The following is a 25,805-nucleotide window of genomic DNA, read 5'->3' as shown; positions in this document are numbered from 1 at the left end:
GACAACGGCCCGGCCGGACTACTCCCGGCCGGCGGCCGCGAACGCACCCCGCGCCATCCGGTGCAGCAGAGCGGCCATGGCGCCCCGGCCGGGCAGGGTGCCGGCGCGGCCGAGGTGGGGGGTGGAGTTGAGCAGGCCGAAAACCGAGTGGACGGCGGAGCGGGCGACGGGCTCGGTCAGTGCCGGATACACCTCGCGGACCACCTCCACCCACAGCTCGACGTACTGCCGCTGCAGCTGCCGCACCAGCTTGCGGTCGCTGTCGCGCAGCCGGTCCAGCTCGCGGTCGTGCAGGGTGATCAGGGGACGGTCGTCCAGGGCGAAGTCGATGTGGCCCTCGATGAGCGAGTCCAGGACGGCGGAGGGGCCGCTCTGCCCGTCGGCCTCCGCCAGGCGCCGCTTGGCCCCCGTCAGCAGCTGGCCGCTGATGCCCACCAGCAGCTCCGCGAGCATCGCGTCCTTGCCCGGGAAGTGCCGGTACAGACCGGGGCCGCTGATGCCGACCGCGGCGCCTATCTCGTCCACGCCGACACCATGGAAACCGCGCTCGGCGAAGAGCCGGGCGGCTTCCTTGAGGATCTGCTCGCGGCGGGTGGGTGCGTCGGCTCTGGTGACCATGCCAGCAATTCTAGACAGCGACGTTAGCGGTCGTTAACCTGAAGGAAATGGTTAACGCTCATTAACAGTACGACCACTGGGTGAGGGGACCGCAGGATGCACGAGGCACCGGAGCTGACGAGCGCGGCAGATCCCGCGTCGGAGGCCTGGCGGGCCAATGAACAAGCCCACCTCGCACTCGTCGGGGAGCTGCACGCGAAGCTGGCCACGGCCGCCCTCGGCGGCGGCGAGAAGGCGCGGGCCCGGCACACCGCACGCGGCAAGCTGCTGCCGAGGGACCGGGTGGACACACTGCTCGACCCCGGCTCGCCGTTCCTGGAGCTCGCCCCCCTGGCGGCCGACGGGATGTACGACGGGCAGGCACCGGCCGCGGGCGTGATCGCCGGGATCGGGCGGGTCAGCGGGCGCGAGTGCGTGATCGTCGCCAACGACGCCACCGTCAAGGGCGGCACGTACTACCCGATGACGGTGAAGAAGCACCTGCGCGCGCAGGAGGTGGCCCTGGACAACCGGCTGCCGTGCGTCTACCTCGTGGACTCCGGCGGCGCGTTCCTGCCCATGCAGGACGAGGTGTTCCCGGACCGCGAGCACTTCGGGCGGATCTTCTACAACCAGGCGCGGATGTCCGGCGCCGGGATCCCGCAGATCGCGGCCGTCCTCGGCTCGTGCACGGCCGGCGGCGCCTACGTCCCGGCCATGAGCGACGAGGCCGTGATCGTCCGCAACCAGGGCACGATCTTCCTCGGCGGGCCCCCGCTGGTGAAGGCGGCCACCGGTGAGGTGGTGACGGCGGAGGAGCTGGGCGGCGGCGAGGTCCACTCCCGGATCTCCGGTGTCACCGACCACCTCGCGGAGGACGACGCGCACGCCCTCAGGATCGTGCGGAACATCGTGGCCACGTTGCCCGCCCGGCAGTCCATGCCCTGGGAGGTCACGCCGGTCGCGGAGCCCAAGGTGGACCCGTACGGGCTCTACGGCGCCGTTCCCGTGGACTCCCGCACCCCCTACGACGTCCGCGAGATCATCGCCCGCGTGGTGGACGGCTCGCGCTTCGCCGAGTTCAAGGCCGAGTTCGGGCAGACCCTGATCACCGGCTTCGCCCGGATCCACGGCCACCCGGTCGGGATCGTCGCCAACAACGGCATCCTCTTCTCCGAGTCCGCCCAGAAGGGCGCCCACTTCATCGAGCTGTGCGACCAGCGCGGCATCCCGCTGGTGTTCCTGCAGAACATCTCCGGGTTCATGGTCGGCAAGGACTACGAGGCGGGCGGCATCGCCAAGCACGGCGCCAAGATGGTGACGGCGGTGGCGTGCACCCGGGTGCCCAAGCTGACCGTCGTCGTCGGCGGCTCGTACGGCGCCGGCAACTACTCGATGTGCGGCCGGGCCTACTCCCCCCGCTTCCTGTGGATGTGGCCCAACGCCAAGATCTCCGTGATGGGCGGCGAGCAGGCCGCCTCCGTCCTCGCGACCGTCAAGCGCGACCAGCTGGAAGCGCGTGGCGAACAGTGGCCCGCCGAGGAGGAAGAGGCCTTCAAGGCGCCGGTCCGCGCGCAGTACGAGCGACAGGGCAGTGCCTACTACGCCACCGCCCGTCTCTGGGACGACGGCGTGATCGACCCGCTGGAAACCCGTCAGGTGCTGGGACTCGCCCTGACGGCCTGCGCCAACGCGCCCCTGGGAGACCCCCAGTTCGGCGTCTTCCGGATGTGAGGAGGGGAACCGTGTTCGACACAGTGCTGGTGGCCAACCGGGGCGAGATCGCCGTACGGGTCATCCGTACGCTCCGCTCGCTGGGTGTGCGCTCGGTGGCGGTCTTCTCCGACGCCGACGCCGACGCGCGGCATGTACGGGAGGCCGACACGGCGGTACGGATCGGTCCGGCGCCCGCCGCCGAGAGCTATCTGTCGGTGGAGCGGCTGCTCGAGGCCGCCGCCCGCACCGGCGCCCAGGCGGTCCATCCCGGGTACGGCTTCCTCGCCGAGAACGCGGGCTTTGCGCGCGCGTGCGAGGAGGCGGGGCTGGTGTTCATCGGCCCCCCGGCGGACGCGATCGCCCTGATGGGCGACAAGATCCGCGCCAAGGAGACGGTGAAGGCGGCCGGGGTGCCGGTCGTGCCGGGGTCGAGCGGCAGCGGACTGACGGACGCGCAACTCGCCGAGGCGGCCCGGGAGATCGGGACGCCCGTCCTGCTCAAGCCCTCCGCCGGCGGCGGCGGCAAGGGCATGCGCCTGGTGCGGGACGTGAGCGCGCTGGAGGAGGAGATCGCGGCCGCCCGCCGCGAGGCCCGCGCCTCCTTCGGGGACGACACCCTGCTCGTGGAGCGCTGGGTGGACCGGCCCCGGCACATCGAGATCCAGGTGCTGGCGGACGGCCACGGGGGCGTGGTGCACCTCGGCGAGCGGGAGTGCTCGCTGCAGCGCCGCCACCAGAAGATCATCGAGGAGGCGCCGAGCGTACTCCTCGACGAGGCGACCCGGTCGGCGATGGGCGAGGCGGCCGTCCAGGCGGCCCGCTCGTGCGGCTACCGGGGCGCGGGCACGGTGGAGTTCATCGTGCCGGGCGGGGACCCGTCCTCGTACTACTTCATGGAGATGAACACCCGCCTCCAGGTGGAGCACCCGGTCACCGAGCTGATCACCGGTCTGGACCTGGTGGAGTGGCAGCTGCGGGTGGCGGCCGGGGAGCGGCTGGGCTTCGCGCAGGAGGACGTGACGCTGACCGGGCACGCCGTCGAGGCCCGGATCTGCGCCGAGGACCCCGCACGCGGCTTCCTGCCCTCCGGCGGCACGGTGCTGCTGCTGAACGAACCGCAGGGCGACGGCGTCCGCACCGACTCCGGGCTCAGCGAAGGCACCGAGGTGGGCAGCCTGTACGACCCGATGCTGTCCAAGGTCATCGCCTACGGCCCCGACCGGGAGACGGCGCTGCGCAGGCTCCGGGCCGCCCTCGCCGAGACCGTCACGCTGGGCGTGCAGACCAACGCGGGGTTCCTGCGGCGGCTGCTGGCGCATCCGGCGGTGGTGGCGGGCGAGCTGGACACCGGGCTGGTGGAGCGGGTGGTGGACGAGCTGGTCCCCGCCGACGTGCCGCAGGAGGTGTACGAGGCGGCGGCGGCCGTACGGCTCCAGGCGCTGCGGCCGCGCACCGCGGGCTGGGTGGACCCCTTCTCGGTGCCGAGCGGCTGGCGCCTCGGCGGGACTCCGAAGCAGCCGGCCTTCGACCTGCGCGTGGCCGATCCGGTCACGTACACCCCGCGGGGCGCGCACACCGTCACCGTGGACCGGGTCCGCGTCACCCTCGAGGGAGTCCGGCACACCTTCCACCGCGCCGGCGACTGGATCGGCCGTGACGGCGACGCCTGGCAGGTGCGCGACCACGATCCGGTGGCCGCGTCCCTGAACCGGTCCGCGCACGCGGGCGCCGACTCGCTCACCGCGCCGATGCCCGGCACGGTGACGGTGGTCAAGGTGGCCGTCGGCGACGAGGTGTCGGCCGGGCAGAGCCTGCTGGTGGTCGAGGCGATGAAGATGGAGCACGTCATCTCCGCCCCGCACGCCGGCACGGTCGCCGAGCTGGACGTGACCCCGGGCACGACGGTCGCCATGGACCAGGTGCTGGCCGTCATCGCACCCAAGGAGGCGGCGGAGTGAGTGCCGAGCAACTGCCCATGGTCGTACCGGCCCAGGACCTGCCCGAGCGGGTGCGCATCCACGAGGTCGGCGCGCGCGACGGCCTGCAGAACGAGAAGACGGCCGTACCGACGGCGGTGAAGGCGGAGTTCATCCGCCGCCTGGCCGACGCCGGCCTGACCACGATCGAGGCGACGAGCTTCGTGCACCCCAAGTGGGTGCCCCAGCTCGCCGACGCCGAGCAGCTGTTCCCCATGGTCGGAGACCTGGACGTCGCCCTGCCCGTGCTGGTGCCCAACCAGCGCGGGCTGGAGCGGGCGCTGGCGCTCGGCGCCCGCCGGATCGCGGTCTTCGCCAGCGCCACGGAGTCCTTCGCGAAGGCCAACCTCAACCGCACGGTGGACGAGTCGCTGGCCGTGTTCGACCCGGTGGTGCGGCAGGCGAAGGAGGCGGGCGCGCACGTCCGCGGCTATGTCTCGATGTGCTTCGGCGACCCCTGGGAGGGGGCGGTCCCGCTCCACCAGGTGGCCCGCGTCTGCACGGCCCTGCGCGACATGGGCTGCGACGAGCTGAGCCTCGGCGACACCATCGGGGTCGCCACCCCGGGCCACGTCCTGGAGCTGCTCTCCCTGCTGAACGAGGAGGGCGTGCCGACGAACACGATCGGCGTGCACTTCCACGACACCTACGGCCAGGCGCTCGCGAACACCTACGCGGCCCTGGAACACGGCGTGACGACGATCGACGCGTCCGCCGGAGGCCTCGGCGGCTGCCCGTACGCCAAGTCCGCCACCGGCAACCTCGCCACCGAAGACCTCGTATGGATGCTGCACGGCCTCGGCATCGAGACAGGGGTCGACCTGGGCCGTCTGACCGCCACCAGCGTGTGGATGGCCGAACAGCTGGGCCGCCCGAGCCCGTCCCGTACCGTCCGCGCTCTCTCCCACAAGGACCAGTGATCAGCATGGACCACCGTCTCAGCCCCGAGCTGGAGGAACTCCGCCGTACGGTGGAGGAGTTCGCGCACGATGTCGTGGCGCCGAAGATCGGCGACTTCTACGAGCGGCACGAGTTCCCGTACGAGATCGTCCGTGAGATGGGCCGCATGGGCCTGTTCGGGCTGCCGTTCCCGGAGGAGTACGGCGGCATGGGCGGCGACTACCTGGCCCTCGGTATCGCCCTGGAGGAACTGGCCAGGGTGGACTCCTCCGTGGCCATCACGCTCGAAGCGGGTGTCTCCCTGGGCGCCATGCCCCTGCATCTCTTCGGCACCGAGGAGCAGAAGCGCGAGTGGCTGCCCCGCCTGTGCGCGGGCGAGGTCCTGGGCGCGTTCGGCCTCACGGAGCCGGACGGCGGCTCGGACGCCGGGGCCACCCGCACCACGGCCCGCCTGGACCCGGACACCGACGAGTGGGTCATCAACGGCACGAAGTGCTTCATCACCAACTCGGGCACGGACATCACGGGGCTGGTGACGGTCACCGCGGTCACCGGCCGGGGGCCGGACGGCAGGCCGCAGATCTCCTCGATCATCGTCCCCTCGGGCACCCCCGGCTTCACGGTCGCCGCCCCCTATTCGAAGGTCGGCTGGAACGCCTCCGACACCCGCGAGCTGTCCTTCCAGGACGTCCGTGTGCCGGCCGGGAACCTGCTCGGCGAGGAGGGACGGGGCTACGCCCAGTTCCTGCGCATCCTCGACGAGGGCCGCATCGCCATCGCGGCACTCGCGACGGGTCTGGCCCAGGGGTGCGTCGACGAGTCGGTGAAGTACGCGAAGGAGCGCCAGGCCTTCGGCCGGCCCATCGGCGCCAACCAGGCCATCCAGTTCAAGATCGCGGACATGGAGATGAAGGCCCACACGGCCCGACTCGCCTGGCGCGACGCGGCCAGCCGCCTGGTCGCGGGCGAGCCCTTCAAGAAGGAGGCGGCCCTGGCCAAGCTCTACTCCTCCACGGTCGCCGTCGACAACGCCCGCGACGCCACCCAGATCCACGGCGGCTACGGCTTCATGAACGAGTACCCGGTGGCCCGCATGTGGCGCGACTCCAAGATCCTGGAGATCGGCGAGGGCACGAGCGAGGTCCAGCGGATGCTGATCGCACGGGAGTTGGGCCTCGCGGGCTGAGCGGCTCGCAGTCCCGGCGCCTTCCTTTCGGATCAGGCCGGCTTCCCGCGGCCCGGCAGGATCCGGAAGGGAGGGCCTAGCCGAGGCCCAGCAGCTGGAGCACCCTGCGGACCGCCTCCACGACCGGCAGCCCCACCTCCCCGACCGTCCGGGCGATGGTGGACAGGGCTTGCAGGGCGTCGCGGCGGTCCTGCGGGGTGCTCGCCTCGTCGGTGAGCACGGGCAGGCTCTCGTCGATGACCTGTGCGGCCCCCGCCGGCACCTGCCCCCGCAACTCGGCGATCAGGTCGGCCAGGTCCCGGATCTGCTGCTGCGCGTCGGCCGGCTGGTGCTTGATCATGCCGATGTTGTGCGAGCCGTGGACGTTGACCTGGTCCCCGTAGTGGTACGAGTCCCCCGCGCTCACTTCTTCACCAACCCCGTGCTGCCGAGCCCGCCGTACATGTTCACCTGGTCCCCGAAGTGGTAGTTCTTCGGGTTGAAGTTCAGGGACTGCACCAGGACCTGGAACTCGTCGTCCGGATTCTCGATGGCCTTGACGATGTCGTCGACCACCCGCTGCAGCTGGAGCACATCGGGCAGCGTGACCACCGCGGTGGAGGAACTGGCGGTCTCCACGGCCAGGACGTGCTCGGGGGACGCCGTCAGCACCTGCACCATCCGGCCGAAGAGCACGATCAGCACCGCCAGGCAGACGATCCCCACCCCCTGTGAGGACTGGGGCCGTCCCTCACCGGCGGACGACGTCTCGACCAGCGCGCGCACGACGGCGTACGCAATGGCCGTCAGCCCGCCCCACTTCAGGAAGTCGCCGACGGCCTCCGCGCGCTTGGGCTTGAGCACGAAGGTGTGCACGCGTGTGATGTTGTGCAGCGGATAGGCGGCGTTGCCCACCCACAGCAGCCGCTTGCTGACCTCCAGGAGGACACCCGTCGCCGGCTTCTGCGACGGCGGTGGCGGCAGAGGCGGAATCGGCCCCAAGGACCCCTGTGACGGCACGAGCAACCCCCGTATGCACGTGACCCGGCGGCCGACGTGCAGACCATTAAGCAGGTTGGAGCCCCACAAGCAGAAGGCATTTACGGCCAACCCCGGCGCACCGCCCCCTGGACACGAGCTGAGGTTAGGCTAACCTATCTTTGACCTTGTCCGACGGGCGCCTCGCCCCGTTCGAAAGCAGTCATACCCATGCCCCATGCCCGTGCCACCCACCTGACCCGCCGCGGCCTGCTCACTGTGGGCGGCGCCCTCGGACTCGGCGCCGCGCTCGCCGCCTGCGGGGACGACAAGGGCAAAAGCGGTGGCTCCAGCACGGACGCGAAGGCCGGCAAGTCCGGCCCCTGGAGCTTCAAGGACGACCGCGGCACGACCGTGAAGCTGGACAAGGTCCCCGCGAACATCGTCGCCTTCACCGGCGTCGGCGCCGCCCTCCACGACTACGGCATCCAGGTCAAGGGCGTCTTCGGCCCGACGACGACCAAGGACGGCAAGGCCGACGTCCAGGCCGGCGACATGGACGTCAGCAAGGTGACCGTCCTCGGCAACGCCTGGGGCCAGTTCAACATCGAGAAGTACGCGTCCCTCGCGCCCGACGTGCTCATCACGACGATGTTCGACAACGCCGGCACCCTCTGGTACGTCCCCGACGAGTCGAAGAAGAAGATCGCCCAGCTGGCGCCCAGCGTCGGCATCTCCGCCTACGACCGTCAGCTCACCCAGCCGCTGCAGCGCATGTGGGACCTCGCCGAGTCGCTCGGCGCCGACATGAAGGCCGCGAAGGTGACGGACGCGAAGAAGCGGTTCGAGGCCGCGGCCGCCCGGCTGCGGGCCGCCGCCAAGGCGAAGCCCGGCATCAAGGTGATGGCCGGTTCCGCCAGTGACCAGCTCTTCTACGTCTCCGGCACCAACCTCTCCGTCGACCTGGAGTACTTCAAGGCTCTCGGCGTGAACTTCGTGGAGCCCCCGGAGAGCGCGAAGAAGCAGGGTGGCGGCTGGTACGAGTCGCTGAGCTGGGAGAACGTCGACAAGTACCAGGCCGACATCATCATGATGGACGACCGGTCCTCGACCATCCAGCCCGCCGACATCACGAAGGCGACCTGGAAGAAGCTGCCCGCGGTGAAAGCGGGGCAGGTCATCGCGCGGTCGCCCGAGCCCATTCTCTCCTATGACAAGTGCGTGCCGCTGCTGACCGGTCTGGCCGAGGCTCTGGAGAAGGCGAAGAAGGTCGGTTAGGCACCCATTCGGAGGGGCTGTTCCGCATCGCGGGCGGCTGCGGGCCGTGTGCGGCTGGTCGCGCCCGCGCGGCGGAGCCGCATATCGACACGGCCCCGCGCCCCTTCAGGTCTGCCGCAGTCCCCCACATCGAGAACCTGACGCAGATTCAGGAGCTGACATGACGACGGCCGTAGCCGCCCCGTTCCGTTTCTTCTCCCTTCAGGTCGCGCGGACGAGGCGGCTCGGGCCGTCCCTGGTCCGGGTCACCTTCACCGGTGCCGATCTGCACGCCTTCCACTCCGACGGGCGCGACCAGTCCCTGTCGCTGTTCCTGCCGCACCCGGGGCAGGACGAGCCCGTCGTACCGCTGGAGCTGGGCGACAGCTGGTGGCACGCGTGGCGTGAACTCCCGGACGACGTACGGGCCGTGATGCGCTCGTACACCCTGAGGACGCTGCGCCGGGACCCCGACGAGATCGACATCGACTTCGCCCTGCACACTCCGGCCGGCCCCGCCTCCCGCTGGGCCTCGCGGGCCGCGGCCGACGACCGCGTCCTGCTGCTCGGCCCGGCGATCGCCGACAACCGGGCGATCCGGTTCCGGCCGCCCGCGGACACCGACCTGGTCGTCCTGTGGGGTGACGAGACCGCCGTGCCGGCCGCCACCGCCGTCCTGGAGTCCCTGCCGGCCGGCACCCGCGCCCGCGCCTGGCTGGAGGTGCCGCACGCCGGTGACATCCAGGACGTGGCGACCGAGGCGGACGCGGAGATCACCTGGCTCGTCCGGCACGACGGGTCCCGCATGGCCGTCGACGCCGTACGGGATGCCCGACTGCCTGCGTCCGACGGGCCGTACGTGTGGATCGCCGGCGAGTCCGGCCGGGTGAAGGAGCTGCGCCGGCACTTCGTCGGCGAGCGCGGAATCGACCGGCGGCGCATCACCTTCGTCGGGTACTGGCGGCAGGGCATGACGGAGGAACAGCTCCGCGCGGCCGGCGAGTAACTCCCCCTGAAGTGACATCGGTCACGGCACAGGCATGCCCTGCCCCCCTCAACTTAGGTTAGGCTAACCTAAGTTCATCCCGCACGGACAGTCCCCTCGGAGGACCCCCACATGCGCTCGCACCTGCTCAATGGCCTCACCGCGGAGCACTACCGCCGCTCCGTGACCGAAGGAGTCGAGCGGGTGGCGGCCAAACTCGCCACCACCGACCGTCCGTTCACCGGCGTCAGCGTCGACAGCCTCGCCCCGCGCATCGACGCGATCGACCTCGACCGGCCGCTGGGCGACACCACCGCGGTCCTGGACGAGCTGGAGGACCTCTACCTCCGGGACGCGGTCTACTTCCACCACCCCCGCTACCTCGCCCACCTCAACTGCCCGGTCGTGATCCCCGCGGTGCTCGGCGAGGCCGTGCTCTGCGCGGTCAACTCCTCCCTGGACACCTGGGACCAGTCGGCCGGCGGCACCCTCATCGAGCGCAGGCTCATCGACTGGACCGCCGAGCGCATCGGCCTCGGCCCGGCGGCCGACGGCGTCTTCACCTCCGGCGGCACCCAGTCCAACCTCCAGGCGCTCCTGCTGGCCCGGGAGGAGGCGAAGCCGGGGCGGGCAGGGTGGGAAGAGGGGGGCTCCCTCGCCCGGCTGCGCATCTTCGCCTCCGAGGTCAGCCACTTCAGCGTGCAGAAGTCCGCGAAGCTGCTGGGCCTCGGCCCGGACGCGGTCGTCTCCGTCCCCGTCGACCACGACAAGCGCATGCAGACCCTCGCGCTCGCCCACGAACTGGAGCGCTGCGCGAAGGACGGCCTCGTCCCCATGGCCGTCGTCGCCACCGCCGGCACCACCGACTTCGGCTCCATCGACCCGCTGCCCGAGATCGCCGACCTGTGCGCCCAGTACTCCGCCTGGCTGCACGTGGACGCGGCCTACGGCTGCGGACTGCTCGCCTCCCGCAGGCACCGGGACCGCATCGACGGCATCGAGCGCGCCGACTCGGTCACCGTCGACTACCACAAGTCCTTCTTCCAGCCGGTGAGTTCCTCCGCCGTGCTGGTCAAAGACGCCGCGACCCTTCGCCACGCGACCTACCACGCGGAGTACCTGAACCCCCGCCGTACGGTCGCCGAGCGCATCCCCAACCAGGTCGACAAGTCCCTGCAGACCACCCGCCGCTTCGACGCCCTCAAACTGTGGATGACGCTGCGGGTGATGGGCGCCGACGGCATCGGCGAACTCTTCGACCAGGTGTGCGAGCTGGCCCAGGAGGGCTGGAAGCTGCTCGCCGCCGACCCCCGCTTCGACGTCGTCGTGGAGCCCTCGCTCTCCACCCTCGTCTTCCGCTACATCCCGGCGGCCGTCACCGACCCGGCCGAGATCGACCGCGCCAACCTGTACGCCCGCAAGGCCCTGTTCGCCTCCGGCGACGCCGTGGTCGCGGGCACCAAGGTCGGCAGCCGCCACTACCTGAAGTTCACCCTGCTCAACCCCGAGACGACGCCGGCCGACATCGCCGCCGTCCTCGATCTGATCGCCGGCCACGCCGAGCAGTACCTGGGAGAGTCCCTTGACCGTGCGTCCTGAAGCCCCGCACAAGACCTACGACTTCGTGGGGATCGGGCTCGGCCCCTTCAACCTCGGGCTCGCCTGCCTGACCGAGCCGATCGCCGAACTGGACGGCGTCTTCCTCGACTCCAAGCCCGGCTTCGAGTGGCACGCGGGCATGTTCCTGGACGGCGCCCACCTCCAGACCCCGTTCATGTCGGACCTGGTCACCCTGGCCGATCCGACCTCGCCCTACTCCTTCCTCAACTACCTGAAGGAGAAAGGCAGACTGTACCCGTTCTACATACGCGAGAACTTCTATCCGCTGCGCATCGAGTACGACGACTACTGCCGCTGGGCCGCGAACAGGCTCGGCAACGTCCGCTTCGGCACCACGGTCACCGAGGTGACCTACGAGGACGAGCGCTATGCCGTCCGCACCGGCACCGGAGAAACGTTCCGCGCCCGGCGCCTCGTCCTCGGCACGGGGACGGTCCCCTTCGTTCCGCAGGCCTGCCAGGGCCTCGGCGGCGACTTCCTGCACAACGCGCAGTACATGCACCGCAAGGCGGAGCTGCAGGAGAAGAAGTCCATCACGATCGTCGGCAGCGGCCAGAGCGCCGCGGAGATCTACTACGAGCTGCTCTCCGAGATCGACGTACGCGGCTACCAGCTCAACTGGGTCACCCGTTCCCCGCGGTTCTTCCCGCTGGAGTACACCAAGCTGACCCTGGAGATGACGTCCCCGGACTACATCGACTACTTCCGCGCGCTTCCCGAGGAGACCCGCTACCGGCTGGAGAAGCAGCAGAAGGGCCTGTTCAAGGGCATCAACTCGGACCTGATCGACTCGATCTTCGACCTGCTCTACCAGAAGAACGTCGAGAGCGGCGACCGCCCGGTCCCCACCCGCCTGCTCACCAACTCCTCACTGCACAGCGCCCGGTACGAGGACGGCTCGTACACGCTCGGCTTCCACCAGGACGAGCAGGACAAGGACTTCGAGATCCGCACCGAGGGCCTGGTGCTGGCCACCGGCTACCACTACGAGCCGCCGGCCTTCCTCGACCCGGTCCGCGACCGCCTCCGCTTCGACGGCCACGGCCGCTTCGACGTCGCCCGCAACTACGCCATCGACGTCACCGGCCGCGGTGTCTTCCTGCAGAACGCCGGCGTCCACACCCACAGCATCACCTCGCCCGACCTCGGCATGGGCGCATACCGGAACTCGTGCATCATCCGTGAGCTGCTCGGCACGGAGTACTACCCGGTGGAGAAGACGATCGCGTTCCAGGAGTTCGCCGTATGACCAGCACGATCACGAGCTTCACCTTCCGCCCCCTGGACCCCCTCAAGGACGCCGAGCTGCTGCACGGCTGGGTCACGCATCCCAAGGCGGCGTTCTGGATGATGCAGGACGCGAAACTGGAGGACGTCGAGCGCGCCTACATGGAGATCGCGGCCGACGAGCACCACCACGCCCTCCTCGGCCTGCGGGACGGCGAACCCGCCTTCCTCATGGAGCAGTACGATCCCGCCCACCGCGAGCTGGCCGGGCTGTACGAGCCGGAACCCGGGGACGTCGGCATGCACTTCCTGACCCCGGCCACCGACACCCCGGTGCGCGGGTTCACCAAGGCCGTGATCACCGCCGTGCTGGCGCACCTCTTCGAGGACCCGGCCACCTCCCGGGTCGTGGTGGAACCGGACGTCCGCAACAAGGCCGTGCACGCCCTGAACGAGGCCGTCGGGTTCGTGCCCGAACGGGAGATACAGAAGCCGGAGAAGAAGGCGTTGCTGAGCTTCTGCACACGCGAGCAGTTCGTCGCGGCGACGGGGGTGTCCGTATGAGCCTCGCCGACGCCGTGGCCCATCTGTCCCCCGAGCGCTGGGAGACCGCCAACCGTCTGCTGGTGCGCAAGGCGCTCGCCGAGTTCGCCCACGAGCGGCTGATCGCACCCGAGCGGGACGGCGACCGGTACGTCGTCCGCAGCGACGACGGGCTCACCTCCTACCGGTTCGCGGCCACCCTGCGCGGCCTCGACCACTGGCAGGTCGACGCCGGCTCCATCACGCGCCACCGCGACGGCGACGAACTTCCCCTCGCGGCGATGGACTTCTTCGTCGAGCTGCAGCAGGCACTCGGGCTGAGCGAGGAGATCCTGCCCGTCTATCTGGAGGAGATCTCCTCCACCCTCTCCGGCACCTGCTACAAGCTCACCAAGCCGCGGATCCCGGTGGCCGAGCTGGCACGGAGCGGCTTCCAGGCGATCGAGACCGGGATGACCGAGGGCCACCCGTGTTTCGTCGCCAACAACGGGCGGCTCGGGTTCGGCGTCCACGAGTACCTGTCGTACGCGCCGGAGACGGCGGGCCCGATCCGGCTGGTGTGGCTGGCCGCGCACCGCTCGCGGGCCGCGTTCACGGCCGGCGCCGGCATCGAGTACGAGGAGTTCTTCCGGCAGGAGCTGGGGGTGGCCACCCTCGACCGGTTCCACCGGACGCTCACGGACCAGGGCCTCGACCCCGCCGACTATCTACTGGTCCCCGTCCACCCCTGGCAGTGGTGGAACAAGCTCGCCGTCACCTTCGCCGCCGAGGTGGCCCGCCGCCATCTGGTGTGCCTGGGCGAGGGCGACGACGAGTACCTGGCCCAGCAGTCCATACGGACCTTCTTCAACACCTCCGCCCCGCACAGGCACTATGTGAAGACGGCCCTGTCCGTCCTCAACATGGGCTTCATGCGCGGGCTCTCCGCCGCCTACATGGAGGCGACCCCGGCGATCAACGACTGGCTCGCCCAGCTCATCGAGAACGACAGCGTGCTGAAGTCGACCGGGCTCACGATCATCCGGGAGCGGGCCGCCGTCGGCTACCGGCACCTGGAGTACGAGCAGGCGACCGACCGCTACTCGCCGTACCGCAAGATGCTGGCCGCGCTGTGGCGGGAGAGCCCGGTGCCCTCGCTGCGGGAGGGCGAGTCCCTCGCGACCATGGCCTGCCTGCTGCACACGGACCACACGGGCGCCTCCTTCGCGGGGGCGCTGGTCGAGCAGTCGGGCCTTGCCCCCGCCGAGTGGCTGCGGCAGTACCTGCGGGCGTACTTCACCCCGCTGCTGCACAGCTTCTACGCCTACGACCTGGTGTTCATGCCGCACGGCGAGAACGTGATCCTCGTCCTGAAGGACGGGGCCGTGCAGCGCGCGGTCTACAAGGACATCGCCGAGGAGATCGCCGTCATGGACCCGGACGCGGTGCTGCCGCCCGAGGTGCGGCGGATCGCCGTCGAGGTGCCCGAGGACAAGAAGCTGCTGTCGATCTTCACCGACGTCTTCGACTGCTTCTTCCGGTTCCTCGCGGCGGACCTCGCCGCCGAGGGGATCCTGGAGGAGGACGGCTTCTGGCGCACGGTCGCGGAGGTCACCCGCGAGTACCAGGAGGCGACGCCGGAGCTGGCGGACAAGTTCCGGCAGTACGACATGTTCGCCCCCGAGTTCGCGCTGTCCTGCCTCAACCGGCTCCAGCTGCGCAACAACCGGCAGATGGTGGACCTGGCGGACCCGTCCGGTGCCCTCCAGCTGGTCGGGACCCTGAAGAACCCCATCGCCGGGTTCTGAAGCCGCCCCCAAAGACGGACGGGCGCCCCGGAGTACGGTCCTCCGGGGCGCCCGTCGGGTTTTTCAGCCGGACGTCCTCGCGAGCACCCGGGCGAGGACCGGGGCCGTGACGGCAGCCGTGGTCTCCCGCATGCACCGTGCGCCGGGGAGGAGCCTGCGCCACCTCCACGACTCTCCGGAAGAACTCCGGCCGAGGCTTGGCGACACCCCACTCCCCCGATGTCACGACGACGTCGGCCGGTAGGTCCGGGTCGCGCAGCAGCTCCCCGGCTCCGACCGTCTGGTTCCCGGCGATGACCGAGCACAACGGTGTCAATCACCCCGGCAGCCTGCGGTTGACGAGCGGGGCGTCAGCTCACCCATCCCCGCAACAACTCCTCCCGCTCCGCCCTCCGAGGCGACCCGCCTTCCCACGCGCGGCCCCACTCCGACATCGCCGCCAGCGTCGTCGCCATCGTGGCGGCGCCCTCCGTGAGGCGGGACAGGAGAGCACGGGAGAGGTCGGCCTCAGTCTGGGAGTAGCCGACGGCCGCAGCGACGTACACCGCCAACTCATGCTCGCCGTCGGTCGATTCCACGCACACCGTCATCATCGGCGGGTCCTCGCCCGTCAGGCCGACGCCCGCGGACAGGGCCAGGTCCATCACCGTGCCCAGGGCCATGCTCCCGACTGCGCCGACCTGCCGTTTCAGGGTTTTCACGGGGACGCCCGTCAGCGTCAGGGCATGCACGTCCTCCCACAGGTAGAGGCAGGACTGTCTGTCGCCGAGGGCCTCCACGCCCTCGGGGGTCAGGCGCACCCCGGGAGCCAGGCCGGACGGCTTCGCGCCCACGTACACGTCGCTCCCGGCGATCCAGAACAGGCCCACCATGGCCATGGGTTTACTCACTCCCCCGACGACGGCACCGCAGTGGTGTCACACATCAAATGATCAGGTCGTCCTCCGCAACGCGTGAAGGGGCCGGGGAGTTCCCGCCTCCCGGCCCCACACACGACCCCGACCGTCGGAAACGGTTCTACGGGGTGCCCGTCAGCATGTGCTCAACCCGTCGGCCAGGGAACCTGTGGCGACTTGTAGTACGTGATGCCGAGGGCGTCCCAGCGGGGGCCCTGGGCCGCGAGGCGGACCTTGTAGCTCGTCCAGTCGTGGGTGGCCGCCGGGGACCAGCCCAGCTCGGCCGCTCCGGCCAGGCGCGGGAAGGCCATGTACTCGAGGTCGGTCGACGTGGTGAGCGTCTCGGACCACAGCGGCGCCTCGACACCCTTGACGGCCGAGGAGGGTGCTCCCGGCAGGTAGGTGTCCGGGTTCCAGTCGTAGGAGCGCTGCACCTCCACCAGGCCCGCCCAGTCCAGGCCGAGCCTGGTGTTCTTCGTGTACTTCATGTCGAGGTAGATCCGGTCGGCCGGGGACAGGATCAGCCCGGTGCCGTGCCGGGCGGCCTCGGCCACCTGGGCCTTCTCCGCCGCGCTGGTGCTGTCCAGGCCCCAGTACTGGGCGAGGGCGCCCTTGGCCGGGGTGGCACCGGTCAGCTGGTGCCAGCCGATGACCGTCTTGCCGTACTTGGCGACGATCGGCTGGATGCGGTCCATGAACGTCACGTAGTCCGCGTGGCTGGTGGAGTGCGCCTCGTCGCCGCCGATGTGCAGATAGCGGCCGGGGGTGAGGGCGGCCAGCTCGCGGATGACGTCGTCGGCGAAGTCGTAGGTGACCGCCTTGGGTACGCACAGCGAGCTGAACCCGACGTCGGTGCCGGTGTAGAGCGGGGGTGCGGTGTCGTTGCAGTTCAGCTGCGCGTAGGAGGCGAGGGCCGCGTTGGTGTGGCCGGGCATGTCGATCTCGGGGACGACCTCCAGATAGCGGGAGGCGGCGTAGCGGACGATCTCCCGGTAGTCGGCCTTGGTGTAGTGGCCGCCCGTGCCGCCGCCGACCTGGGTGGAGCCGCCGTAGGAGGCCAGGCGCGGCCACGCATCCATGGCGATGCGCCAGCCCTGGTCGTCGCTGAGGTGCAGATGCAGGGTGTTGATCTTGTAGAGGGCCAACTGGTCGATGTAGCGCTTGACCTGGGCGACCGTGAAGAAGTGCCGGGAGACGTCCAGCATGGCGCCGCGGTAGCCGTAGCGGGGGTGGTCCTCGATGGTTCCGCCGGCAATCTGCCAGGGGCCGGTCTGCACGGAGTTCTTCTCGACGGACGCGGGAAGGAGCTGGCGCAGGGTCTGGACACCGTGGAAGAGGCCGGCCGGTTCGCCCGCGGTGACCAGGACGCCCTGCGGGCCGCTGGTCAGGCGATACCCCTCGGCGCCGTACGAGCCGTGCGCGAGCTGGAGCCGGATGCCGCCGCTGCCGCGCTCGGTGACCGGCAGCGGATAGCCGGTGGACGGCCGCAGGATGCCTGCGAGGTACTCACCGATCCGGCGGACCTCGGCCGTGCCGTCGACCTGGACGAGGGTGGCGCGGGTGATGCGGTACGGGGATCCGCCGGGCGTGACCGAGGCGGGCTCGGGGACCACCTGGTCCAGCGGGGTCACCGCGGCGGCCTTCTGGGCGGGCGCCGCGCCGACGGTGAACACGCCTGCGGCTGCCATGAGCAGCAGTGATCCGAGGATGCGGGTCAGTCGGGGAGTCGTGCTGTGGTTGCGTCTCACATGCGCTCCCTTCAGGAGTGGTAAAGACCACTCTCCCGCAGATCCGGTGAAACAATCCCCGCATGGCGGAAATCATCCAGAAGGACGGCACCTGGACCTTCGACGGGGATGCCCTGCGGCTGACCCCGGGCCGGGACAAGAACGTGAGCCTGCTCCGCCGGGAGCTGGGCGAACTCGTCGTGCCCCTGGGAGCGTTGGCCGGTGTCTCCTTCGAGCAGGGGCGGAAGTCGGGACGGCTGAGGCTGCGGCTGCGTGACGGGGCCGATCCGCTGACGCAGGCCACCGGCGGCCGGCTCGCCGACTCGAACGACCCGTACCAGCTGACGGTGGAGTCCGACCGGTACGGCGTCGCCGAGTACTTCGCGGACGAGGTGCGCAACGCGCTTCTGCTGGACGGGGTTTCACCGGACCCGGTCACCGCCTATCTGCTGCCGGGGCCGCCGCTGCCGGTGTCCGTCTCCGCCGGGGACGGCACGGCGAGCTTCGACGGGGAGCGGGTGCGGCTGGAGTGGAACTGGAAGACCGAGAACGCCAAGGCCAACGTCGGCACCCGGACCGTCCCGCTCACGGAGGTCCTCGGCGTGGAGTGGCAGCCGGCGGTCGGGCTGGAGAACGGCCATCTGCGCTTCCTGGTGCGGGGCGCCCCGGTGACGGCAACGGCCAAGTACGACCCGAACGCGGTCGAGCTGTGGGGGTTCAAGAAGGACCCGCTGATGGCCCTGGTGGCCGCCGCCGTACAGGCGCGGCTGCCGCATCCCGCCGCGGCGGACGCGGAGGTACCGAACGAGCCGCCGCAGCTCGCCAAGGAGCCCGGGCCGGCCGGGGACGACCACGACGCCCTGCTGCGGCGCCTGCGCGAGCTGGGCGAGCTCCACCGCGACGGGGTCCTGACCGACGAGGAGTTCACGCTGGCCAAGCGGGCGGTCCTTCAGCGCCTGTGAGGACCGCCCGCTCCCGGCCGGTCGCGCCCTGTCCGCCGGGCGCGCGGTGGGACTACTTCGCCCGGCGGGCCACGGTGAAGTGGTCGATGCGGTCACCGGTCTCGGCGATGCCCTGGACGTTCAGCGTGGTGTAGCGGCCCCTCGGTGCGGGGGTGACGTCCACGCGCAGGAAGGAGTAGTTCAGGTAGCGCACGCGCGACCAGGCGACGGTCTCGTTCTGCTTGCCGTCCTTGAGGTTGATGAAGGAGGCGACGGAGTCGACCTCGTTCTCGTGGCCCTCGTAGGAGTCCGGGGCGGTGAAGGCGTACAGGCTGCGGCCCGCGGCGCCGGCCGTGACGTAGACGACGCCCTCGGTCTCGGGGTAGGCCGTGCCGCCGATCGGCAGCTTCTTGGTGACCGCGTTGCCCTTGATGACGTCGGTGCGCTCGTACTGGTGGTTGTGGCCGTTGATGACCAGGTCCACCTGGTACTTGTCGAACAGCGGCACCCACTCCTGGCGCACGCCCCCCTCCGAGGCGTGCGCGGTGGAGGTGCAGTACGCGCAGTGGTGGAAGAAGACGACGATGAAGTCGACGTCCTTCGAGGCGCGGAACTTCTTCAGCTGGCCCTCGAACCACGTGGTCTGGGTTCCGCCCGAGATGCCCAGGTTCGCCGGGATCTCGAAGGAGACGTCGTTGGGGTCCAGCGAGATGATCGCCGTGTTGCCGTAGACGAAGGAGTAGACGCCCGGGAGGTTCTTCGCGTCCGGACCGTTGTCCGGGAGCGTCCAGCGGGCCTCCTCGCCGCCGTACCCGTTGGGCGAGTACCAGGCCTCCATGTCGTGGTTGCCGTACGAGACCATCCACGGGATCTGCTTGGCGACCGACTCGGTCTGGTACAGGAACTGGTCCCAGGTGCGCGAGTCGAACCCGGTGTCGGTGGTCTTGCCCGCGCCGGACGGGTCGCCGTAGGCGATGTCGCCGGCGTGCAGGTGGAAGGCCGGGTTCTGGCCGAGGATCAGGCTGTCGTTGGCCAGGGCGTGGTAGCTGACGCCCTGGTCGCCGAAGGCCGTGAAGGTGAACGGCTCCTTGCAGTCGGGCGCGGTGGTGAAGGTGCCGAGGGTGCCCAGCAGGTGGCGCTCGGCCGGGTCGAAGCCCTCGTGGCCCACGCCGTAGTAGTACGTCCTGCCGGGGCGCAGGTGGGTGAGCCGGGCGTGCAGGTAGTACTGCGTGTGGTCGCCGCTCGCACCGACACCGGCGGGGGTGTAGAGGGTGCGGACCTCGGCGGGGATCTTGCGGGAGAGGTCCCACGGGTGGGCGCCGATGCGGATGAACGGCTTGTTCACCGAGACCGGGACCTGCCAGGAGACGGTGACCTCGGTGCGGGGGTCGTTGCCCCAGGCGAGGTGGCGGCCGAAGGGGGCGACCACGGCGCCGTCGACCGTCTCGGCGGCGGAGGCGGTGCGCTGGGTCGGCACGGCGGCCTGGGCGGTGGCACCCGGCACGAATGCGCCACCCACGACGGCGCCCAGCGTGACCGCGCCGCCCCGGATCATCGAGCGCCGCGAGAATCTCGTCCGCAGGTACTCGTGCTGCTCGGCCATGCTCATGCGCTCGGCGAGCTGGTCGGGTACTCCCATACGTGGAATGTCCATGACGTCTGAAAGTGGTCCACAACCGCAACGAGACGCAAGACACAGGATGGACAGCTTGCGAACAGAGCCTCAACAAGCCCCACGACAGGCGTCTGCCCGGAATCGGGCAGGATTCTTGCGAATCCGGCGACGGTACTTCAGGATCTACGGGTGCACGAGGAACTTGTCGATCACCTGATGCGATCCACACCCCTGAACCGGGGCGAGGCGCTGCGGGTGGTGCAGGACGTGCTCGCCTTCTTCGACGAGACGACGCAGGACTACGTCCGTCGCCGCCACCGCGAGCTGCAGACCCAGGGGCTGCAGAACACGGAGATCTTCGAACGGATCGAGGCGGACCTGAAATACCGGGCGGTCGCGCCGCCGGAGCTGACGCTCAGGCAGCTGCGCCGCATGGTCTACGGCTGAAACGCCAGGCTGAGAGATACCTATACATGTGCGGAATTGTCGGATACATCGGGAAGCGTGATGTGGCCCCCCTGCTCCTGGAGGGCCTGCAGCGCCTGGAGTACCGCGGCTACGACTCCGCGGGCATCGTCGTCACCTCCCCGAAGACGGCCGGCCTGAAGATGGTCAAGGCCAAGGGCCGGGTGCGCGACCTGGAGGCCAAGGTCCCGGCGCGCTTCAAGGGCACCACCGGCATCGCACACACCCGCTGGGCCACCCACGGCGCCCCCTCCGACGTGAACGCCCATCCGCACATGTCCGCCGACCAGAAGGTCGCCGTCGTCCACAACGGCATCATCGACAACGCCTCCGACCTGCGCCGCAAGCTGGAGGCGGACGGCGTCGAGTTCCTCTCCGAGACCGACACCGAGGTGCTCGTCCACCTGATCGCCCGGTCGCAGGCCGAGAAGCTGGAGGACAAGGTCCGCGAGACCCTCCGGGTGGTCGAGGGCACCTACGGCATCGCGGTGATGCACGCCGACTTCTCCGACCGCATCGTGGTGGCCCGCAACGGCTCCCCGGTCGTGCTCGGCATCGGCGAGAAGGAGATGTTCGTCGCATCCGACATCGCCGCCCTGGTCACCCACACCCGGCAGATAGTGACCCTCGACGACGGCGAGATGGCCACCCTCAAGGCCGACGACTTCCGCACCTACACCACCGAGGGCACGCGGACGACGGCCGAGCCGACCACCGTGGAGTGGGAGGCGGCGTCGTACGACATGGGCGGCCACGACACCTACATGCACAAGGAGATCCACGAGCAGGCCGACGCCGTGGACCGTGTGCTGCGCGGCCGGATCGACGACCGCTTCTCCACCGTGCACCTCGGCGGCCTGAACCTGGACGCCCGCGAGGCGCGCAAGATCCGCCGCGTGAAGATCCTCGGCTGCGGCACCTCGTACCACGCGGGCATGATCGGCGCCCAGATGATCGAGGAGCTGGCCCGCATCCCCGCCGACGCCGAGCCGGCCTCCGAGTTCCGCTACCGCAACGCCGTCGTGGACCCCGACACCCTCTATGTCGCGGTCTCCCAGTCCGGTGAGACCTACGACGTGCTCGCCGCCGTCCAGGAGCTGAAGCGCAAGGGCGCCCGGGTGCTGGGCGTGGTCAACGTGGTCGGCTCGGCGATCGCCCGCGAGGCCGACGGCGGCATCTACGTGCACGCCGGTCCCGAGGTCTGCGTGGTCTCGACGAAGTGCTTCACCAACACCACCGTCGCCTTCGCGCTCCTCGCCCTGCACCTCGGCCGCACCCGTGACCTCTCGGTCCGCGACGGCAAGCGGATCATCGAGGGCCTCAGGAAGCTGCCGGAGCAGATCACCGAGATCCTCAAGCAGGAGGAGGAGGTCAAGCAGCTCGCCGAGGAGTACGCCGACGCCCGCTCGATGCTCTTCATCGGCCGTGTGCGGGGCTACCCGGTGGCCCGCGAGGCCTCCCTGAAGCTCAAGGAGGTCTCCTACATCCACGCCGAGGCCTACCCCGCCTCCGAGCTGAAGCACGGCCCGCTGGCCCTGATCGAGCCCGCCCTGCCGACGGTGGCGATCGTCCCCGACGACGACCTCCTGGAGAAGAACCGCGCGGCCCTGGAGGAGATCAAGGCCCGCAGCGGCAAGATCCTCGCGGTGGCCCACCAGCAGCAGGAGAAGGCCGACCAGACGATCGTGGTCCCGAAGAACGAGGACGAACTGGACCCGATCCTCATGGGCATCCCGCTCCAGCTGCTGGCGTACCACACGGCCAAGGCCCTGGGCCGGGACATCGACAAGCCGAGGAACCTGGCGAAGTCGGTCACGGTGGAGTAGCCGACCCGAAAGGGGCGCGGGGCCGTATCGATGTGCGGCTCCGCCGCGCGTGCGCGGGCAACCGCCACGCACCCGCACAGGCAGAACAACAGAACGGACCCCCGCGTGCGCCACCTTTCACGCGGGGGTCCCTTCAGTGCTGCTCGGATCAGCCGGCGGCCGTCACCCCCCGGCCCGCAGCACGCCTCGGAAGCGCCGTCGGCCAGTGCGCAAGCGCCGCCGTCGCCGCGTACCAGGCGACCGCACCGGAGACGGCGGCGGCCCAGCCGCCCACCTTGACCAGGCTGGAACTGTCCGCGAACTGCGCCACGGCGAGCACCAGCATCGCGAGGAAGAGCAGCCCGTGCATCAGCTGTCCGAGCGTGTCCCCGCCCGCGAGCGTCAGCGAGAGCGCCACGAGGGCGAACAGCAGCAGGAAGAGTCCGGCCGCGTTGTCCGACATCTGGCCGGCGACGGCCCAGGTGAACCAGAGAGCGCCGAGGGCCACGAAGCCGGTGCCGGAGGCGCTGTCACGGTCGCGGAAGGCCAGCAGACCGACGAGGAAGAGGGCGACGCCCCCCACGTAATGAGCCAGTGACACGGCGTCGGATGCCCCCACGCCGTCGATGACGCCGGTCGTACCGAGCCCGAACGCCAACAGGGTGACACCCAGGGCGAGTCGGCCGACCACTGTAGTGGTTCCGCTTCCCGCGGAGACGTCGTTGTCCACTGCGGGCTCCCTTCATGCATGTGCAGTTGCGCGGTGACCGGTATATGCCCTTCACAAGGGCACAAACACCTCTACGCGCGAGTAGTTTTGCGCTGTACAAAGGGAGTTGACGAAGCGTCGTGAAGCCGGGGAACGCGGAGCGGAACGCGGCCGCGTTCAGGGGATGACGATCACGGGGCGCTGCGCCCGCTTGGCCAGCCGTCCGGCGACGGACCCGAAGATCCGGCCGACGATGCCGTGCGTCGAGCCGACCACGATCGCGTCCGCCTCGTACTCGCGCCCCACCTCTTCGAGTTCGTGGCAGATGTCGCCGCCCCGCTCGACCAGGATCCAGGGCACCTCGGCCAGATAGTCGGCGCAGGCGAGCTCCAGGCCGAGCACCTCGGTGCGGTGGTCCGGCACGTCGACGAAGACGGGCGGCTCGCAGCCGGCCCACACGGTGGTGGGCAGCCGGTTGGCCACATGGACGATGATCAGGCCCGAGCCGGAGCGGTGGGCCATGCCGATCGCGTAGGCGAGGGCGCGTTCACTGGACGTCGAGCCGTCGAAGCCGACGACGACGCCGTGCTTGAAGGCGGGGTCGCAGGAAGGGCGTGACTCTTGCGCCGCGAGGGGATCGGCCGCCGTGGGATCGGCGACGGGCCGCTTGCGGTCCGCGGGTTCGAAGAATTCGTGACCGGCCATGGCTGTCTCGGCGTTGTGATCCTTTGTGGCTGGGGGTGACATCGTGCAGCGGAGCTGTGTCCGGGAAATGTCTTCCCAACCCCATACCCCCAAGGGTACGGCGGCACGCCTCCTCTGCCCAGTTCCTGCGCACGCTCCGTAAGCGGGTCCCCCGGTGTCCGCAGGGGTTCCCCGGAGCATGCACGAGCAGCGCCCGTAACGCAATGGTTGCTGCCCCGTACAGGCGGTTTGCGCACGATTCGCGCGGCCACCGAGGTATTCCCGGAGCTACGGCCGGTGACCGACCGATCGAACAAGCGTTGAACCGGGTGACCCACCGCCACAGGGAGTACGAGATGCCCGGCCCCCGATCCGCCCGCGAACCGCACCCCACCCCGGACACCACGAGTGATGTGATCCGCTGGGCGGCCTTCAGCTGTGTCCTCGTCCCCGTGGTCCTCGTCTGGTACGGCACCTCGCTCGGGGGCGCCGCCGGCACCTTCCTGGGCCTGGCCGCCGTCACGGCGGTCTGCCGCGTCCTGCTGCGGCACTCCGAGCGTTGCGCCACGCAAAGAGGCGGACGTCACACCCGGCAAAAGACACCGGTCGACTGACCGGTTTTTGCACCCTGGAACGCTGCTTTTCGGCCAACTTCTGGATACCGCTTCCGAGGGGTCCCAACCACCCCCCAACCCCCGTTCCACCTGCACGGAAAGGGTCTGAGCGACCCTGCGCACCCTACGCGGTTTGGCCACTGCGACAAGGCGCACTTCCCTGCACGCCCCACGAGTGCAACCCTTCGTGATCGAATGCTTCACGCCAAGTTGTCATGTCGACAATGCGCCGCGTGTGGAACTGGCCACCGACAGACCGCGGGAGCCAGTAAATTCGATCTTGACTGTCTTACGGCGGGGGACTCGTGCAGGACCGAGGGGAAACGTGCAGGAGCGACACAACCGAGGAGCCGCGACCACCGAGGGGGGCTTAGCAGCCATGAGCCACGACTCCACTGCCGCGCCGGAAGCCGCAGCCCGAAAACTCTCCGGGCGACGTCGCAAGGAGATCGTCGCGGTGCTGCTGTTCAGCGGCGGCCCCATCTTCGAGAGTTCCATACCGCTTTCGGTGTTCGGCATCGACCGCCAGGACGCCGGAGTGCCGCGCTACCGACTTCTGGTGTGCGCCGGCGAGGAAGGCCCACTGCGGACCACAGGGGGCCTGGAACTCACCGCACCGCATGGGCTGGAGGCGATCTCGCGCGCAGGTACGGTCGTCGTACCGGCCTGGCGCTCGATCACCTCACCGCCACCGGAGGAAGCGCTCGACGCACTGCGCCGCGCGCACGAAGAGGGGGCCCGCATCGTCGGGCTGTGCACAGGCGCGTTCGTCCTCGCGGCGGCCGGCCTGCTGGACGGCCGGCCGGCGACCACACACTGGATGTACGCACCGACGCTGGCCAAGCGCTATCCGTCGGTGCACGTGGATCCGCGCGAACTGTTCGTCGACGACGGCGACGTGCTGACGTCGGCCGGCACGGCCGCGGGGATCGATCTGTGTCTGCACATCGTGCGGACGGACCACGGCAACGAGGCAGCCGGCGCGCTCGCCCGCCGGCTGGTGGTCCCGCCGCGCCGCAGCGGCGGTCAGGAGCGCTACCTCGACAGGTCTTTACCAGAGGAGATCGGCGCCGACCCGCTTGCCGAGGTCGTCGCCTGGGCGCTGGAACACCTCCACGAGCAGTTCGACGTGGAGACGCTGGCGGCACGCGCCTATATGAGCCGCCGTACGTTCGACCGCCGGTTCCGCTCGCTCACCGGGAGCGCGCCGCTGCAGTGGCTGATCACACAGCGGGTGCTCCAGGCGCAGCGGCTGCTGGAGACGTCGGACTACTCCGTGGACGAGGTGGCGGGCCGCTGCGGCTTCCGCTCGCCGGTCGCGCTGCGCGGGCACTTCCGGCGCCAGCTCGGCTCGTCTCCTGCCGCCTACCGGGCCGCCTACCGGGCCCGCCGGCCGCAGAGCGAGAGGCCGGGTGACCCGGAGACGCCCGTGTCCCACTCCGGCCCGGCGGGCGTTCCGGTCGGCCTGCCCGGCCACGGACCGGTGGGGCCCGTACCGGCCCTTTGTCGATCAGCGCGATCCGGTCGCACAGCCGCTCGGCCTCCTCCATGAGGTCGGTGACCAGAAGGATGGTGACGCCGCTGTCGCGGACGGTCTC

At 70.1% G+C, this 25,805-nt stretch carries 23 protein-coding genes and 1 pseudogene; 15 read left to right on the top strand and 9 right to left on the bottom strand.

All coding sequences use genetic code 11. From position 1 onward, the window contains the following. Nucleotides 1-18: 18 nt before the first annotated feature. Entirely contained in the window at nucleotides 19-618 is a 600-nt protein-coding gene (locus tag AB0H32_RS19040) for a TetR/AcrR family transcriptional regulator (protein ID WP_361121479.1), read from the bottom strand. A gap of 96 nt (nucleotides 619-714) precedes the next feature. On the opposite strand from AB0H32_RS19040, the gene AB0H32_RS19035 reads away from it, so the two are divergent. Genes AB0H32_RS19035 through AB0H32_RS19020 form a run of 4 tightly spaced genes read left to right on the top strand, consistent with a single transcriptional unit; the run spans nucleotide 715 to nucleotide 6,375 of the window. Next, entirely contained in the window at nucleotides 715-2,331 is a 1,617-nt protein-coding gene (locus tag AB0H32_RS19035) for a carboxyl transferase domain-containing protein (protein ID WP_361121476.1), read from the top strand. Nucleotides 2,332-2,342: 11 nt separating this feature from the next. Continuing rightward, entirely contained in the window at nucleotides 2,343-4,271 is a 1,929-nt protein-coding gene (locus AB0H32_RS19030) for an acetyl-CoA carboxylase biotin carboxylase subunit (protein ID WP_361121473.1), read from the top strand. Next, entirely contained in the window at nucleotides 4,268-5,209 is a 942-nt protein-coding gene (locus tag AB0H32_RS19025) for a hydroxymethylglutaryl-CoA lyase (RefSeq protein WP_361121470.1), read from the top strand. The genes AB0H32_RS19030 and AB0H32_RS19025 overlap by 4 nt, the downstream gene beginning before the upstream one ends. A gap of 5 nt (nucleotides 5,210-5,214) precedes the next feature. Beyond that, nucleotides 5,215-6,375 carry an acyl-CoA dehydrogenase family protein gene (locus AB0H32_RS19020; RefSeq protein WP_361121467.1) on the top strand — a complete coding sequence of 387 codons (1,161 nt, stop codon included), beginning with the start codon at nucleotides 5,215-5,217 and terminating at the stop codon, nucleotides 6,373-6,375. 76 nt (nucleotides 6,376-6,451) lie between these two features. On the opposite strand, the gene AB0H32_RS19015 is transcribed toward AB0H32_RS19020, so the two are convergent. Both AB0H32_RS19015 and AB0H32_RS19010 read right to left on the bottom strand, forming a co-directional pair. Next, nucleotides 6,452-6,781: a hypothetical protein gene (locus AB0H32_RS19015; protein ID WP_361121464.1), complete on the bottom strand. Its 330-nt coding sequence runs from the start codon at nucleotides 6,779-6,781 to the stop codon at nucleotides 6,452-6,454. Beyond that, nucleotides 6,778-7,356, bottom strand: a complete 579-nt coding sequence (locus tag AB0H32_RS19010; RefSeq protein ID WP_361121461.1) for a DUF6232 family protein — start codon at nucleotides 7,354-7,356, stop codon at nucleotides 6,778-6,780. Before AB0H32_RS19010 ends, AB0H32_RS19015 begins: the two co-directional genes overlap by 4 nt. 207 nt (nucleotides 7,357-7,563) lie before the next feature. Here AB0H32_RS19010 and AB0H32_RS19005 point away from each other — a divergent pair, with 207 nt between their 5' ends. The 6 genes from AB0H32_RS19005 (at nucleotide 7,564) to AB0H32_RS18980 (ending at nucleotide 14,751) form a co-directional block, all read left to right on the top strand. Continuing rightward, nucleotides 7,564-8,610: an ABC transporter substrate-binding protein gene (locus AB0H32_RS19005; protein ID WP_361121458.1), complete on the top strand. Its 1,047-nt coding sequence runs from the start codon at nucleotides 7,564-7,566 to the stop codon at nucleotides 8,608-8,610. Between the two features lie 160 nt (nucleotides 8,611-8,770). Further along, nucleotides 8,771-9,595: a siderophore-interacting protein gene (locus AB0H32_RS19000; protein WP_361121455.1), complete on the top strand. Its 825-nt coding sequence runs from the start codon at nucleotides 8,771-8,773 to the stop codon at nucleotides 9,593-9,595. 111 nt (nucleotides 9,596-9,706) lie between these two features. After that, nucleotides 9,707-11,173 (top strand): lysine decarboxylase DesA, encoded by a 1,467-nt coding sequence (desA, locus tag AB0H32_RS18995; RefSeq protein ID WP_361121452.1) that lies wholly within the window; start codon nucleotides 9,707-9,709, stop codon nucleotides 11,171-11,173. Next, nucleotides 11,157-12,443, top strand: coding sequence for a lysine N(6)-hydroxylase/L-ornithine N(5)-oxygenase family protein (locus AB0H32_RS18990; RefSeq protein WP_361121449.1), 1,287 nt, complete (start codon nucleotides 11,157-11,159; stop codon nucleotides 12,441-12,443). Before desA ends, AB0H32_RS18990 begins: the two co-directional genes overlap by 17 nt. Continuing rightward, nucleotides 12,440-12,985: a GNAT family N-acetyltransferase gene (locus AB0H32_RS18985; protein ID WP_361121446.1), complete on the top strand. Its 546-nt coding sequence runs from the start codon at nucleotides 12,440-12,442 to the stop codon at nucleotides 12,983-12,985. Before AB0H32_RS18990 ends, AB0H32_RS18985 begins: the two co-directional genes overlap by 4 nt. Then, the gene (locus tag AB0H32_RS18980) at nucleotides 12,982-14,751 is read left to right on the top strand and encodes an IucA/IucC family siderophore biosynthesis protein (protein ID WP_361121442.1); all 1,770 of its coding nucleotides are present in this window, start codon (nucleotides 12,982-12,984) and stop codon (nucleotides 14,749-14,751) included. Before AB0H32_RS18985 ends, AB0H32_RS18980 begins: the two co-directional genes overlap by 4 nt. Before the next feature lie 118 nt (nucleotides 14,752-14,869). On the opposite strand, the pseudogene AB0H32_RS18975 reads toward AB0H32_RS18980, so the two are convergent. The 3 genes and pseudogenes from AB0H32_RS18975 to AB0H32_RS18965 all read right to left on the bottom strand — a co-directional run. Next, nucleotides 14,870-15,049 (bottom strand): annotated as a pseudogene (locus AB0H32_RS18975) (HAD family hydrolase); the annotation flags it as partial. Nucleotides 15,050-15,101: 52 nt separating this feature from the next. Continuing rightward, nucleotides 15,102-15,629, bottom strand: coding sequence for a hypothetical protein (locus AB0H32_RS18970; RefSeq protein ID WP_361121439.1), 528 nt, complete (start codon nucleotides 15,627-15,629; stop codon nucleotides 15,102-15,104). A 164-nt stretch (nucleotides 15,630-15,793) separates the two neighbouring features. Continuing rightward, entirely contained in the window at nucleotides 15,794-17,335 is a 1,542-nt protein-coding gene (locus AB0H32_RS18965) for a beta-N-acetylhexosaminidase (protein WP_361121545.1), read from the bottom strand. 122 nt (nucleotides 17,336-17,457) lie between these two features. Here AB0H32_RS18965 and AB0H32_RS18960 point away from each other — a divergent pair, with 122 nt between their 5' ends. Beyond that, nucleotides 17,458-18,336: a DUF4429 domain-containing protein gene (locus AB0H32_RS18960; protein WP_361121437.1), complete on the top strand. Its 879-nt coding sequence runs from the start codon at nucleotides 17,458-17,460 to the stop codon at nucleotides 18,334-18,336. Nucleotides 18,337-18,388: 52 nt separating this feature from the next. On the opposite strand, the gene AB0H32_RS18955 is transcribed toward AB0H32_RS18960, so the two are convergent. After that, nucleotides 18,389-19,954: a metallophosphoesterase family protein gene (locus tag AB0H32_RS18955; protein WP_361121434.1), complete on the bottom strand. Its 1,566-nt coding sequence runs from the start codon at nucleotides 19,952-19,954 to the stop codon at nucleotides 18,389-18,391. Nucleotides 19,955-20,119: 165 nt separating this feature from the next. Between AB0H32_RS18955 and AB0H32_RS18950 the strand changes: the two genes are divergently transcribed. Next, nucleotides 20,120-20,377, top strand: a complete 258-nt coding sequence (locus AB0H32_RS18950) for a hypothetical protein (protein WP_361121431.1) — start codon at nucleotides 20,120-20,122, stop codon at nucleotides 20,375-20,377. Nucleotides 20,378-20,403: 26 nt separating this feature from the next. Continuing rightward, a complete protein-coding gene (glmS, locus tag AB0H32_RS18945) occupies nucleotides 20,404-22,221 on the top strand; it encodes a glutamine--fructose-6-phosphate transaminase (isomerizing) (protein ID WP_361121428.1) in 1,818 nt (605 codons plus the stop codon). A gap of 148 nt (nucleotides 22,222-22,369) precedes the next feature. On the opposite strand, the gene AB0H32_RS18940 is transcribed toward glmS, so the two are convergent. Together AB0H32_RS18940 and AB0H32_RS18935 are read right to left on the bottom strand one after the other, a co-directional pair. Further along, nucleotides 22,370-22,930 (bottom strand): GPR1/FUN34/YaaH family transporter, encoded by a 561-nt coding sequence (locus AB0H32_RS18940; protein ID WP_361121425.1) that lies wholly within the window; start codon nucleotides 22,928-22,930, stop codon nucleotides 22,370-22,372. 156 nt (nucleotides 22,931-23,086) lie between these two features. Continuing rightward, nucleotides 23,087-23,614, bottom strand: a complete 528-nt coding sequence (locus AB0H32_RS18935) for a universal stress protein (RefSeq protein WP_361121422.1) — start codon at nucleotides 23,612-23,614, stop codon at nucleotides 23,087-23,089. Nucleotides 23,615-23,949: 335 nt separating this feature from the next. Here AB0H32_RS18935 and AB0H32_RS18930 point away from each other — a divergent pair, with 335 nt between their 5' ends. Together AB0H32_RS18930 and AB0H32_RS18925 are read left to right on the top strand one after the other, a co-directional pair. Continuing rightward, nucleotides 23,950-24,207 carry a hypothetical protein gene (locus AB0H32_RS18930; RefSeq protein ID WP_361121419.1) on the top strand — a complete coding sequence of 86 codons (258 nt, stop codon included), beginning with the start codon at nucleotides 23,950-23,952 and terminating at the stop codon, nucleotides 24,205-24,207. Between the two features lie 379 nt (nucleotides 24,208-24,586). After that, a complete protein-coding gene (locus tag AB0H32_RS18925) occupies nucleotides 24,587-25,759 on the top strand; it encodes a helix-turn-helix domain-containing protein (protein ID WP_361121416.1) in 1,173 nt (390 codons plus the stop codon). The last annotated feature ends 46 nt before the right edge of the window (nucleotides 25,760-25,805 follow it).

This window comes from Streptomyces sp. NPDC020362, assembly GCF_040642095.1.
In the GTDB taxonomy this organism is placed as follows: Bacteria; Actinomycetota; Actinomycetes; order Streptomycetales; family Streptomycetaceae; genus Streptomyces.
This window is presented reverse-complemented; position numbering and strand designations above follow the sequence as displayed.

Coding starts and splice junctions, on each gene's coding strand:
- AB0H32_RS18935 (WP_361121422.1), bottom strand. CDS start 23,614: ATGGCCGGTCACGAATTCTTCGAACCCGCGGACCGCAAGCGGCCCGTC.
- AB0H32_RS18970 (WP_361121439.1), bottom strand. CDS start 15,629: ATGGCCATGGTGGGCCTGTTCTGGATCGCCGGGAGCGACGTGTACGTG.
- AB0H32_RS18925 (WP_361121416.1), top strand. CDS start 24,587: ATGAGCCACGACTCCACTGCCGCGCCGGAAGCCGCAGCCCGAAAACTC.
- AB0H32_RS19040 (WP_361121479.1), bottom strand. CDS start 618: ATGGTCACCAGAGCCGACGCACCCACCCGCCGCGAGCAGATCCTCAAG.
- desA (WP_361121452.1), top strand. CDS start 9,707: ATGCGCTCGCACCTGCTCAATGGCCTCACCGCGGAGCACTACCGCCGC.
- AB0H32_RS19035 (WP_361121476.1), top strand. CDS start 715: ATGCACGAGGCACCGGAGCTGACGAGCGCGGCAGATCCCGCGTCGGAG.
- AB0H32_RS19000 (WP_361121455.1), top strand. CDS start 8,771: ATGACGACGGCCGTAGCCGCCCCGTTCCGTTTCTTCTCCCTTCAGGTC.
- AB0H32_RS18985 (WP_361121446.1), top strand. CDS start 12,440: ATGACCAGCACGATCACGAGCTTCACCTTCCGCCCCCTGGACCCCCTC.
- AB0H32_RS19020 (WP_361121467.1), top strand. CDS start 5,215: ATGGACCACCGTCTCAGCCCCGAGCTGGAGGAACTCCGCCGTACGGTG.
- AB0H32_RS18965 (WP_361121545.1), bottom strand. CDS start 17,335: ATGGCAGCCGCAGGCGTGTTCACCGTCGGCGCGGCGCCCGCCCAGAAG.
- AB0H32_RS18930 (WP_361121419.1), top strand. CDS start 23,950: ATGCCCGGCCCCCGATCCGCCCGCGAACCGCACCCCACCCCGGACACC.
- glmS (WP_361121428.1), top strand. CDS start 20,404: ATGTGCGGAATTGTCGGATACATCGGGAAGCGTGATGTGGCCCCCCTG.
- AB0H32_RS18960 (WP_361121437.1), top strand. CDS start 17,458: ATGGCGGAAATCATCCAGAAGGACGGCACCTGGACCTTCGACGGGGAT.
- AB0H32_RS19005 (WP_361121458.1), top strand. CDS start 7,564: ATGCCCCATGCCCGTGCCACCCACCTGACCCGCCGCGGCCTGCTCACT.
- AB0H32_RS18955 (WP_361121434.1), bottom strand. CDS start 19,954: ATGGGAGTACCCGACCAGCTCGCCGAGCGCATGAGCATGGCCGAGCAG.
- AB0H32_RS18980 (WP_361121442.1), top strand. CDS start 12,982: ATGAGCCTCGCCGACGCCGTGGCCCATCTGTCCCCCGAGCGCTGGGAG.